Raw genomic sequence first — 11,244 nt, 5'->3', positions numbered from 1 at the left:
CGTGCGTCACGCCTCCGTCTCTGTCCTCGCCGCTGCGGCGATCCTGGTCCCCACTACCACCGCGCTGATTCCTTCGGCCTACGCGGCGCCTCCGGCCCATACACAGGGTTGCATCGCCGGTTTCGATTGCGATATGAGCAGTCGAATCGCCGCTGTCGACGCGTATTTGAAGAATCGGCCCGGCGTGACCGGCTACGTGGTCCGCGACCGAGTGAGCGGTGGGGTGTACGCGAGCGAGAATGCGGAGAACTCGGTCTGGACCGCCTCCACCATCAAACTGGCGATCGCCGCCGATCTGCTCAACCGCGCGCGGGCGGGCGTGATCGGTCTCGGTCCCGAGGACCGCGGCCTGATGGAATCGATGCTCGCCACCTCCAATGACCAGGCCGCCGACATCCTCTGGAACAAGTACGCCGGCCTCGATCGGATGGCCTATAACAATGCCTTCCGCGCCAGCGGCATGGTGAACCTGGTTCCGCAGCCGACGAATACCGCGATGTTCCCGGACTGGTCGTTCCAGAAGTGCACCCCCGCCGACCTGGATCGGCTGATGGATTCGATCTTCAGCAATATGCACCCGGACGACCGGAACTACCTGTTCGACCGTATGCGCGCGGTCGACAGCAACCAGCACTGGGGTGTGTGGGGCGCGGGCGCCGCGATGCGGCCCGGCCTCAAGAACGGCTGGTCCGAGGAGCAGGGCGGCTGGGTGGTGAACTCGGTCGGCTTCGCCGGACCCGGCGAGCGCTACACCCTGGCCATCATGAGCTCGCTCGGCAGCGACGGCGGCTACACCGAAGGAGCCGCGACCGACACCAAGGTCGCCGAGCTCCTGTTCAGCGGGCGCTGAACTGATCCTATCGAGCGACCCGCAAGCGATCGCTACGGCGCAAATACACAGGCGCGCCATCCCGGGGGAACGGAATCGTCGTGAATCCCCACGGCATTCGGTAATCCCCCGGGAGCTCCCATTCGTAATCCCGCACCAGCGCGGCGACGATCGTCTTCACTTCGAATGTCCCGAAGTGCATCCCGATGCACTTGTGCGCCCCCGCACCGAAGGGCACCCAGGCGAGTCGATGCGATTTGTCCTCGCGCCGCGCTTCGCCGAAGCGTTCCGGATCGAACACCTCGGGCCGAGTCCACAGTTCCGGCAGGAAGTGATTGACCGTATACGCGCAATCGATCGGTGTGCCCGCCGGAATGTAATGCCCGAGAATTTCGGTGTCGCGCACCGCCCGTCTCGGCAGTCCTGGCACCGGCGGCATCAATCGCAAACTCTCCTTGATCACCAGATCCAGTTCGCGCATCCGGTCCAGATCGCCGATTGTCGGTGCGGCGCCGCCGATTTCGGCATCGACCGCGCACACCTCGGCGCGCACCCGCCGCTGCCATTCGGGATGTTTGCCGAGGTAGTAGGCCACGGCGGTGGCGGTGGTCGTGGTGGTGTCGTGCGCGGCCATGATCAGGAAGATCATGTGGTTGACCACATCCGCATCGCTGAATTCGGCGCCGTCCTCGGTGCGCGCATGGCACAGTCCGGAGAAGAAATCCGTCGACTCGGTCCGTCGCCTGCTCGGCAGCATGTCGGTGAAGTACTGCTCGAGCACCTTGCGCCCGTGCAGGCCGGCACGCCAATTGCCGCCGGGCACCGGATGTCGAATAACCGATAGTCCGGCATGGGTGCAGTCGATGAACGCATCGATGAGCTTGCGCCGCCGCACCCCGACATCGACGGCCATGAAGGTCTCGCCCGCGATCTCCAGCGTCAATTCCTTGATCGTCGGATAGAGCCGGATGGTGCCGCCGGTCCGCGGCACCCATCGTGCGACGGCGGCCCGCGCCACCGGCGTCAACGTCGCGAGATGCGCCTCCAGCCGCTCCCTGGTGAAGGCCTGCTGCATGATCCGGCGATGGAACATGTGCTCGTCGAATTCCAGCAGCAGCAGTCCGCGCCGGAAGAACGGACCGATGAAGTAGTCCCAGCCCTGACCGAAATCGCGACGCCGCTTTCCGAGCACCTCATCGATCGCCTCCGGACCGCAGACCAGCACCCGATCCAAGCCCAGCGACGAATTCAGCGAAACCGGACCGTAGCGGCGATACCGCTGCATCATTTCCGCCGGACCCCAGCGCAGGTAATGCAGGCCCCGGCCGAAATATGGAAGTCCGGCATCTCCTGTCACCGCGGTCGCGGTGCTGCCGCGCGGCGGTGAGGCCAACACATGGGGACGCTCGGGAACTCGGCGCAGCAGTCGATCTATCAGGTGGTCGTCCGGGACGTCGATGAGCGACGCATTCTCGGATTCATGCCGCACGCTGGGCTTTCCATTCCCACTGCGGATCTGGGCGACACGGCCACCGACGACCATGACAAACCTCCCTGAACGACAGGATCTATCGTATTCTCTTTTTCACATTCGTTCGCTCGAAAAGAATCGGCACATCAACAACCGGGATCTCGCCGCGACGGCCAGCCGAGCGCCGACTACCGTAAGTCGGGTCAACACCGTTCGAGGGGCCGCACCCCAGGTTTGAGGAGCACCGACGATGAGCACTCAGTCTGTCCAGGAGAACCATCGCCACCGGGTGGTGGTGATCGGCTCCGGATTCGGCGGCTTGTTCGGTACCAAGCACCTCAAGCATGCCGACGTCGATGTCACCTTGATCTCCAAGACCTCGACCCACCTGTTCCAGCCGCTGCTCTACCAGGTGGCCACCGGAATCCTGTCGGTTGGTGAGATCGCCCCAGCGACCCGGCTGGTGCTGCGCAAGCAGAAGAACGCCCAGGTGCTGCTCGGCGATGTCATCGATATCGACCTCGAGCACAAGACGGTCACCTCGCAGCTGCTCAACCAGAACACCGTCACCCCCTTCGACAGTCTGATCGTGGCGACCGGCGCGCAGCAGTCCTACTTCGGGAATGACCAGTTCGCCACCTACGCCCCCGGCATGAAAACCATCGACGACGCGCTGGAGCTACGCGCACGCATCCTTGGCTCATTCGAAGGCGCCGAACTGGCCACCACACAGGAAGTGCGGGACCGACTGCTCACCTTCGTGGTGATCGGCGCCGGACCCACCGGTGTCGAATTGGCCGGTCAGATCGCCGAACTGGCCGACCGCACCCTGGAGGGCACCTTTCACAACATCGATCCGCGCGATGCCAGGGTGATCCTGGTCGAGGGCGCGGGTGCGGTGCTGGGCCCGATGGGTCCGAAGCTGGGCGGTAAGGCCAAGCGGCGGCTGGAGAAGATGGGGGTGGAGATCCAGCTCAACGCCATGGTCACCAATGTCGACGCGCACGGGGTCACGGTGAAGGATGCCGACGGGACGGTGCGCCGGATCGAATCCTCGTGCAAGGTGTGGTCGGCCGGCGTGCAGGCCAGCCCGCTGGGCAAGATGCTCGCCGAACGCTCCGAGGGCACCGAGACCGACCGCGCCGGACGCGTGATCGTCGAACCCGATCTGACCATCAAGGGCCACCCGAATGTCTTCGTGGTCGGCGACCTGATGTCGGTGCCGAATGTGCCCGGTCAGGCGCAGGGCGCGATCCAGGGCGCGACGTATGCGGCCAAGCAGATCAAGGCCGGACTAAAAGGCCAAGCGCCGCAGGACCGCAAGCCGTTCAAGTACTTCAACAAGGGCAGCATGGCGACGGTGTCGCGATTCAGCGCCGTCTGCCAGGTCGGCAAGCTGGAGTTCGGCGGATTCATCGCCTGGCTGGCCTGGCTCGCGCTGCACCTCTACTACCTGGTCGGCTACCGCAGCCGGATCATCACCGTCATCCAGTGGTTCGTGACCTTCCTCGGCCGCACTCGCGGTCAGATGGCAGCCACGGAGCAGTGGGTCTTCGCCCGGCTCGCGGTGGAGGCGGTACAGGCCGATCAGCATGACGCCGACGAACTCGCGGCCGCGCTGGGGGCGCCGCCCGCAGAGAACGGGAAGGCCGCGCGCACCGAGAAGGCAGCCGACCGCAAGGTGGGCTAGCCGCCCAGTTGGCTAATCGTTAGCAACATCGCGCCCTGCAAGTTTTTCACCCATCCGCGAGTCCCTCGAATCCGAATGTCGGATGACATTTCTCCGGATGGAAGGCGATGTATGGGGACAGGCAAGCACAGAGCTCCTAACCCGCAGCGGCAGAAGATGGGGACGATGGTCGCGGCGGGTACAGTACCGCTCGTTCTGGCGCTGGTGGGCACCGGCACCGCGAATGCCGATCCCGCACAGTCGAATACAGTCACTCAGGAGCAGAGGCCGCAGTGGCCCGCGGCCGACGTCCCCAACGCGATGCCGTACGAGGGTCAGCACATCCCGGACGACACCCAGAGCTCGCTGCAGTGGTCGCGTCCCGCGCCGGATAAGAAGTACCTCGCGCCCGTCGGTGTGCTGCACCCGCCCGTCCCCGTGGCTCCGGTGCCGCCGATCGCGCCGCCGCCTGGCAAGTTTCGCTTCGGTGACGTAACCATCGACGCACCGGATTGGATCAACCAGGAGCAGGCAATCCAGATCAACGACAACTCCGCAATGGCCGAGGCCGATCTGGCGACATTCCTCGATTCGATCGGCATGGAGCGCAGCCGCTCGGACCGGATCGCCGGACAAACCATCGGCACCGCCACAATGGGTGCGCTGGCGGGCGCGGGGGTGGCGGTCCCTGTCACGGCAAGCTCCGCGATGGTCGGCGGTGTGCTGGGTCTGGTCATCGGACTGCCGCTCGTGCCCATCGGGCTCGTCGCGGGTCCGGCACTCGGGGCGGCGGTCGGTGCGGCCGTGATCACGGTCCCCGCGGCCGCCATCGGGGCGGCGGTCGGTGCGGTCGTCGGCGCGGTCAATGCGTTCAACGCGCCCTCGCGGGTCGTCGGTGACTGATCCAGCGCCGAACCGGGGTGGGAACCTGACGACGTTGTCGGGTTCCCACCTCTTTTCATTCCCCCGCCCGGCGCATCGCTACACCGTGTCGGTCCGGACAAAGCCCCGCTGTGATGGATGACACATTCCGCGGCAAATCGGGAGCTATCGCATACTGACGAGCAGCGGTCCCGTTCGGGTGGACAGGGTTCCGCCCAAAGCGAGCGGGAGGCGGGCCGAGGCCAGGCCGTCGGTTTCCACGGGGTGGTCGTCCGGATAGACGAGTTCGCTGTCCAATGCCCTTGGCGCGGCGAGATTGTCATCGGTGGCACTACCCGCACCGAGTTCGAGTCGATGCCGCAGCAGCGGCAGGGCGCCGATATCGGCGATCAGGTCGCCGCGCCAACCACCGTCGTCCTCACCGGTGCGCCCGATCTGTACGCGTTCGCGCAGCCGTAGCCGGGCGTCGGGGGTCAATCGCACCTCGGTCACGGTGTGGTGGTGCGCGCCGCCGGCCACGATCGTCGGCTCCGGATCGAAATCCAGCTCGCCCGCGACGTCGAAATGCCAGTGCGCCAACGACAATGGCGTGTGCGTGCTCGGTAGCGCGATGGTGGCCGCGACCGAGCGCACCACCAGACGCGCGCCCGCACCGACCACGATCTCGATATCGAGTTCATCGCCGCCGAGCGGAGTGGCCGCGGTGCCGATCAGGTGGACGGTGTCCGGACCGGTGCGCCGGGCCGACAGCCCACCGCTCGCGTGGATCTCGGGCAGCGTACCGACTGCCGCGACAATGCGAACCTCAGTGCGCAACAGCGGATTCGGTCGCCGGTTTGTCCTGTTCGGCAATGGCCCGCAGCTGTTCGCGCACCCAGGCGAGCACCGCGGTGGCGGCCGGATCCTCGGTCAGCGAGATCATCGCCGTGCGGCGGCCCTCGCGCACCTTCGCGGCATCGCGCTCCATAACGTCCAGGTCGGCGCCGACCAGCGGGGCCAGATCGGTCTTATTGATCACCAGCAGATCCGAGAATGTCACGCCGGGACCGCCCTTGCGCGGCACCTTGTCGCCGCCCGCGACATCGATGACGAAGATCTGTACGTCGATGAGGCCGGAGGAGAATGTGGCGGTGAGGTTGTCGCCACCGGATTCGACCAGAATCAGATCCAGGGGCGGATTGGCCGCGATCAGATCGTCGATGGCATCGAGATTCGCGGTGATGTCATCGCGAATGGCGGTATGCGGGCAGCCACCGGTCTGCACGGCGGTGATCCGCTCATCGGGTAGCACCGCGTGCCTGCGCAGGAAGTCGGCGTCCTCGGTGGTGTAGATGTCGTTGGTCAGCACCGCGAGCGAGAGTTCGTCACGCAGTTGTCGGCACAGGGCGGCCACCAGGGCGGTCTTGCCCGAACCGACCGGTCCGCCGATGCCGATGCGCAGCGCCTCGCCGGGCGTGCGCTCGCGCTTGGGCCGGTCGTGCGAGTGTTCGTGCGGCTCGCCGTCGATCAGATGGGGTGGCATATCGTGCTCCTTTCCGCTTCCATCCTTGCCGATTGCGTTCCTAGGACGCGAACAGGGGCATATCGCGTACGAGGTGTCGCTGTGCGAGTACGTCCTGTAGCGGATCCGAGAGCGCGGCGAGTTCGGTCGCGGCCGCGGCGGCGGTCCGGTCGCAGAGTTCGCCGAGCCGGATCGTGCAGGCGGCGACCGCGGCGGGATCCAGCGCCAGTAGCCGCTGGGCCGCCGTCGCCGCGCCGGTCATGGTCGTGTAGACGACGACCGCGGCGGCCTGCTCCGGAGTCGCACCGCAGATCTGCCCGACCACACCGAAGGCCGTCGACAGATGCGGCCGCACACCGAGAATCGTCCAATCCTCCCCCGGCCAAACCTGTTTCGCCAACCGCACCAGACCACGCCCCTGTGCCCGCGAGGCTGCCCGCGCAGCCGGCGCCGGTGTCCGCGCATCGGCCTCCGCTTCGGCCCGCTCGGCGGTCGACTTTCCCGCACACACCGCCGCCGCCAACGAGGCCGCCACCAGTCCGGACGTGCGGATCCGCCGCCGCAAATACAGCTCCACCGTCGCGACATCGCGCACCACGCCGGACGCCACCGCCTCCTCCACACCGCCGGAATGCACATGCCCCCCGATCGGCAGCCGCGAGTCCGCCAACGCGAACAACGTCGCCAACCCCGTGGTCCCCGCATCCGATCCATGCACCCGTCGATCCTATGCGTGACACGGCCGGGCTCCCTCACCCCGACCGGGCCACACATGATCTTCGGACCGGAGCGGGCTCGGGATGTCTCCTGCCACCGCTGGGGGTCTGGAAACATGGGCGCGATGGGGTTCGACGAGAGCATCATGCGCGTCGTATCGGTCCGGCGCGCCGATGCGGTGACGCAGGTGATTCAGGGCATCGGCAATGCCGGAATGCGCATCGAGGTGCTCGAGATCGTCGCGCTGGCCGGGGTATTGGCCGTGGTCGCGACGCGGAGCTGGCGGGTCGGCGGTATCGCGGCGGCGAGTCTGTTGCTGGGCGATTTCATCGCACATTGGTTGAAGCAGGTGGTCAGGCGCCCGCGCCCGGTTGGAGATCTGACCTTGTGGCCCGAAATCCACAGCTGGGCAATGCCTTCCACTCATGCTGCGGCTACGTCGGCACTGGCGACGGGCATATTCCTGGCGGTGGAGTGGCGCTCGCCCCGTATCCGCAGTGCGGCGGGCACCGTGCTCGTTGCGGCGGTGGTGTTCGTCGGCGGGTGCATGGTGTATCTAGGTGCGCACTGGCCGACCGATGTACTGGCCGGTTGGCTGCTCGGCGCGGGCGTCGGCGCTGCCGTCGCGTGGACGGCCGACAAGTTGCGCTCGAACCGCAATACCGCCAACCACTTACCGTCCGACACGCCCGGAGTGCGATGAGTTTCGGGGGCAGGCGCGGTCTATCTTCCTGAGGCCGTTCGGTCTCGCGGTTTCGAGGAGGACCGATGTCGGATAACGAACCAACGGGACAGCGACGATTCGCGGAGCATCCGACCGTCAAGCGGATGACCGAAATGGCGCGCACGACACCGGATCCGGTGCTGAACGCGGCGCGACTGCGCGAGCTCTGCCTCGCGGCCGGAGCCGACGATGTGGGCTTCGTACCGGTCGACGATCCCAGGGTGGCGGTCGAACTCGAGCATGCGCGCGAAATCCTGCCCTCCGCACGCACATTCGTGACCTTCTGTGTCCGGATGAACCGGGACAACCTGCGCAGCACCATGCGCAGCCTGGCCAATACCGAATTCAACCACGCCGACGACGAGACCAACGAGGTGTCGCGCCGCATTACCAGGGCCCTGCAGGATGCCGGGTACCGCGCCGTCTACCCCGCGCCCGGATATCCGATGGAGGTCGACAAGTTCCCGGGTCGGATCTGGGTGATCGCGCACAAGGTGGTGGCCGAGGCGGCCGGATTGGGCGTTATGGGTATCCACCGCAACGTGATTCACCCGAAGTTCGGCAATTTCATCCTGCTGGGCACGGTGGTCACCGATGCGGTGATCGACGAGCCGAGCGCCGCATTGGATTTCAATCCGTGCCTGGAATGCAAGCTGTGCGTATCGGCCTGTCCGGTCGGCGCGATCACCAATGACGGCGGCTTCGATTTCCAGGCCTGCTATACCCACAACTACCGAGAGTTCATGGGCGGCTTCACCGATTGGGCCGAAACCGTCGCCGACAGCGACAGCGCCGCCGAGTACCGCGAGCGCGTCACCACCGGCGAATCGTTCTCGATGTGGCAGAGCCTGTCGTTCAAACCCAACTACAAGGCCGGGTACTGCATGGCCGTCTGCCCGGCCGGCGAGGATGTGATCGGCGCCTACCTCGACGATCGCAAGACCCACCTCGACGATGTGGTGCGTCCGCTGCAGAACAAGACCGAACCCGTCTACGTCCTGCCCGGATCGGCCGCGGAGGAGCACGTCACGCGCCGATTCCCGAACAAGACGCCGAAGGCGGTGACCAATGGTTTCCCGGAGGAGGTCAATGTACTGCTCGATCAGATCGGTCCGCGTCCGCGCCGGACACGTGGCGAATAACGATCAGCGAGGAACGCATGTTCCATGAAGCGCTGCGCCCTTCCTCGGGTCAGATCGGACCAGGCCTGGACCCCCGGCGACCACCAGGGCGCGATCTTGCGTGGCTTGGCGGCCACGGCGTGACAGACCAGATCGGAGGCTTCGTCGACGGTAAGCCCGGGAACGCGGCTGAAGTCCGTCGGCGCGCTCATTCTGGTGTGCACGAGCGGCATGTAGATGCAGGTCGTCGTCACCTTGTCGGCGGCGATTTCCGCTGCGGCACTGCGCAACCAGACATCGAAGGCGGATTTGGAAGCACCGTAGGCGGCCCACCGCGGGGCGGGCGGCATGAGCACGCCCCAGGTGGAGATATTGACGATATGGCCCTGTTTGCGTTCGCGCATACTCGGCAGCAAGGAGAGCAGCAGCCGGACCGGCCCGAGATAGTTCACATCGATGGTGCGCGTGAAATCGTGGAAGCGGTCGTAGGATTCGTCGATCGAACGGCGAATCGACTTGCCCGCGTTATTGATCAGCACATCGATGTGACCGTGCTCCGCGAGTAGATCGCGCCCGAGTTTTTCGACGGCGTCCATATCGGTCATATCCGTCGGGTACACGTGCGCGGTACCGCCCTCGGCGGTGATCTCGGCCGCCACCTGCTCCAGAGCGTCGACGGAGCGCGCAACCAGCAGCACGATCCCACCGGCCGCGGCCAGTTTGCGCGCGCTCGCCTTGCCGATGCCGTGCGACGCGCCGGTCACCAGCACGGTCCGGCCCGCGACCTCCTCGCGCAGGGATTTCTCCCGCGGCCGGGAGGTCGGGTACAGCAGCCAGGACGCCACTCGCTCGGCGAGCGGGCGGCCATTGCTCGATTCGGGAGTGTCGTTCACCCTCTCGACTGTATGCGCCGGCCTGGCCTATTCGCGATCATTTGCCGAGGTGCGCAGGAGCTCGGGCAGATCCTGTCGGGGCAGGTAGGCCGCGATCCGCAACCCGTCTTCGGCACGGCGCACCAGGAAGTCGCTGTAGACGTCGAGGGACCGTTCGCCGAGCGACAGCGCCCACCGGGCCGAGCTCAGCCAGCAGTGTCCGCCCAGTTCGAAGGTGGTTTGCTCGACCAACCGAGTGCGCGGCGTCGACCCCGCGTCGAACTGGTCGGCCCGCGCTCGGGCGGCGGCCACGAACTCCTCCCGGCTCACACAGCGACTCGATGTCGGAGTGGTCACCAGGATCACCGGATCGAAAAGGCTTGGCAGTGTGGCGAAATCCGATGCCGCGACGATCTCGTCGTAGTTGCGGATGAAACCCTCGATCGAGGTGATGTCATGCGAAATCATGACATCTGATTATATCGCGAATCGCGGCCGAATCCGGGGAGGCGCGCCGGTCAGCGCCTGGGTGCGAATGCGGCGACCGCCGCCATCACCACCAACAGCAGCGCACCGGCCGAGGTCGCGACATGCATTCCGGAGACAAAGGATTCGCGTGCGGAATCGATCAGTGCGGAATTGTCGCCCGCATGCTGAATGGTCTCACCGAGCGTGTCCGCATAGCCGCCACCGGACCGGAAGACCAGTGCCGCAACCGAACCCAGCAGCGCGAGGCCGAGCGCGTTGCCCAATTCGAAACTGGTCTCGGAGATCCCGACCGCGGATCCGGCCCGCTCGGGTGGCACCGACGACACCGCCACATCCGACACCAGGGTGAACGCCAGGCCGTAACCGATGCCCGCGATCGTAGATCCCGCAAGGTACCAGGCGATTCCGCCGTCCACGCCGACACCGATCAGCATCAGATTGCCGATGGCCGAGGCCAGCAGCGCCAGCACGAAGGTGGGACGCACCCCGAGCTTGTGTCCGACCCGCGCACCACCCATCGAGCACACGAATACCGCGATCGCCATCGGAATCCCGAGCAGCGCGGCCGCGAGCGGGTCACGTCCGGTCACCGATTGCAGGTAGACACTGGTCAGATAGCTCATCGCGGCCAGCGACATCATGCCGACCAGGCTGGAGCCGATGGCGACCGAGAACTGCGCCCGCCGGAACAGTCGCAGATCCAGCAGCGGTTCGGCCAGCTGCCGCTGCCGCCGCACGAAGATCGCGAGCAGCACCGCACCGATGAGTCCGATTACGAGCGGTTCGACATCGAACCCTTCCGCGGCGATCTGTTTCACCGCGTACACCACCGGCAGAATGCCGCCGATCGACAGCAGCACACTCGGAATATCCAGCGGACCGACCACACCGGCGCGATGTTCCGGCAGCACGAGCGGACCGAAGGCGAGCAGGATCAGCAGCACCGGAATATTGATGAGGAATACCGAT

The 11,244-nt window shown here is 66.0% G+C and carries 12 protein-coding genes; 5 read left to right on the top strand and 7 right to left on the bottom strand.

What is annotated here, in order from left to right; all coding sequences use genetic code 11:
* The first annotated feature begins 1 nt into the window (after nt 1).
* Nucleotides 2–850 (top strand): serine hydrolase, encoded by an 849-nt coding sequence (locus tag ON44_RS13960; protein ID WP_040690020.1) that lies wholly within the window; start codon nt 2–4, stop codon nt 848–850.
* A 7-nt stretch (nt 851–857) separates the two neighbouring features.
* On the opposite strand, the gene ON44_RS13955 is transcribed toward ON44_RS13960, so the two are convergent.
* Entirely contained in the window at nt 858–2,372 is a 1,515-nt protein-coding gene (locus ON44_RS13955) for a cytochrome P450 (RefSeq protein WP_083897852.1), read from the bottom strand.
* 178 nt (nt 2,373–2,550) lie between these two features.
* Here ON44_RS13955 and ON44_RS13950 point away from each other — a divergent pair, with 178 nt between their 5' ends.
* Together ON44_RS13950 and ON44_RS13945 are read left to right on the top strand one after the other, a co-directional pair.
* On the top strand, nt 2,551–3,990 hold the full coding sequence (locus ON44_RS13950) for an NAD(P)/FAD-dependent oxidoreductase (RefSeq protein ID WP_040690018.1): 1,440 nt from the start codon (nt 2,551–2,553) through the stop codon (nt 3,988–3,990).
* A gap of 165 nt (nt 3,991–4,155) precedes the next feature.
* A complete protein-coding gene (locus ON44_RS13945) occupies nt 4,156–4,872 on the top strand; it encodes a hypothetical protein (RefSeq protein ID WP_040690015.1) in 717 nt (238 codons plus the stop codon).
* 144 nt (nt 4,873–5,016) lie between these two features.
* Here the strand turns inward: ON44_RS13945 and ON44_RS13940 are convergent, their stop codons facing one another.
* From ON44_RS13940 to ON44_RS13930, 3 genes are read right to left on the bottom strand one after another with little or no spacing between them, the layout of a single operon-like run.
* Nucleotides 5,017–5,667, bottom strand: a complete 651-nt coding sequence (locus ON44_RS13940) for an urease accessory protein UreD (protein WP_040690014.1) — start codon at nt 5,665–5,667, stop codon at nt 5,017–5,019.
* On the bottom strand, nt 5,657–6,373 hold the full coding sequence (gene ureG, locus ON44_RS13935; RefSeq protein ID WP_040690012.1) for an urease accessory protein UreG: 717 nt from the start codon (nt 6,371–6,373) through the stop codon (nt 5,657–5,659). The genes ON44_RS13940 and ureG overlap by 11 nt, the downstream gene beginning before the upstream one ends.
* Before the next feature lie 40 nt (nt 6,374–6,413).
* Nucleotides 6,414–7,070, bottom strand: coding sequence for an urease accessory protein UreF (locus ON44_RS13930; RefSeq protein ID WP_040690010.1), 657 nt, complete (start codon nt 7,068–7,070; stop codon nt 6,414–6,416).
* Between the two features lie 123 nt (nt 7,071–7,193).
* Here ON44_RS13930 and ON44_RS46735 point away from each other — a divergent pair, with 123 nt between their 5' ends.
* Together ON44_RS46735 and ON44_RS13920 are read left to right on the top strand one after the other, a co-directional pair.
* A complete protein-coding gene (locus ON44_RS46735; RefSeq protein WP_157187140.1) occupies nt 7,194–7,772 on the top strand; it encodes a phosphatase PAP2 family protein in 579 nt (192 codons plus the stop codon).
* A 65-nt stretch (nt 7,773–7,837) separates the two neighbouring features.
* On the top strand, nt 7,838–8,935 hold the full coding sequence (locus ON44_RS13920) for an epoxyqueuosine reductase (RefSeq protein WP_051181983.1): 1,098 nt from the start codon (nt 7,838–7,840) through the stop codon (nt 8,933–8,935).
* Here ON44_RS13920 and ON44_RS13915 read toward each other — a convergent pair.
* From ON44_RS13915 to ON44_RS13905, 3 genes are all read right to left on the bottom strand, one after another.
* On the bottom strand, nt 8,896–9,807 hold the full coding sequence (locus tag ON44_RS13915; RefSeq protein ID WP_245567145.1) for an SDR family NAD(P)-dependent oxidoreductase: 912 nt from the start codon (nt 9,805–9,807) through the stop codon (nt 8,896–8,898). The two genes, ON44_RS13920 and ON44_RS13915, sit on opposite strands and share 40 nt — an antisense overlap.
* 27 nt (nt 9,808–9,834) lie before the next feature.
* On the bottom strand, nt 9,835–10,254 hold the full coding sequence (locus ON44_RS13910; protein WP_040690006.1) for a DUF6841 family protein: 420 nt from the start codon (nt 10,252–10,254) through the stop codon (nt 9,835–9,837).
* A 50-nt stretch (nt 10,255–10,304) separates the two neighbouring features.
* The coding region (locus ON44_RS13905; protein WP_040690004.1) for an MFS transporter at nt 10,305–11,244 on the bottom strand (940 nt) is incomplete at its 5' end.

This window comes from Nocardia vinacea NBRC 16497 (assembly GCF_000308835.1).
Lineage (GTDB): Bacteria > Actinomycetota > Actinomycetes > Mycobacteriales > Mycobacteriaceae > Nocardia > Nocardia vinacea.
Note: the sequence above shows the minus strand (reverse complement) of the source record. Positions and strands in the feature narration are given on the sequence as shown.

Coding starts and splice junctions, on each gene's coding strand:
- ON44_RS13920 (WP_051181983.1), top strand. CDS start 7,838: ATGTCGGATAACGAACCAACGGGACAGCGACGATTCGCGGAGCATCCG.
- ON44_RS13955 (WP_083897852.1), bottom strand. CDS start 2,372: ATGGTCGTCGGTGGCCGTGTCGCCCAGATCCGCAGTGGGAATGGAAAG.
- ON44_RS13945 (WP_040690015.1), top strand. CDS start 4,156: ATGGTCGCGGCGGGTACAGTACCGCTCGTTCTGGCGCTGGTGGGCACC.
- ON44_RS13950 (WP_040690018.1), top strand. CDS start 2,551: ATGAGCACTCAGTCTGTCCAGGAGAACCATCGCCACCGGGTGGTGGTG.
- ON44_RS46735 (WP_157187140.1), top strand. CDS start 7,194: ATGGGGTTCGACGAGAGCATCATGCGCGTCGTATCGGTCCGGCGCGCC.
- ureG (WP_040690012.1), bottom strand. CDS start 6,373: ATGCCACCCCATCTGATCGACGGCGAGCCGCACGAACACTCGCACGAC.
- ON44_RS13910 (WP_040690006.1), bottom strand. CDS start 10,254: ATGATTTCGCATGACATCACCTCGATCGAGGGTTTCATCCGCAACTAC.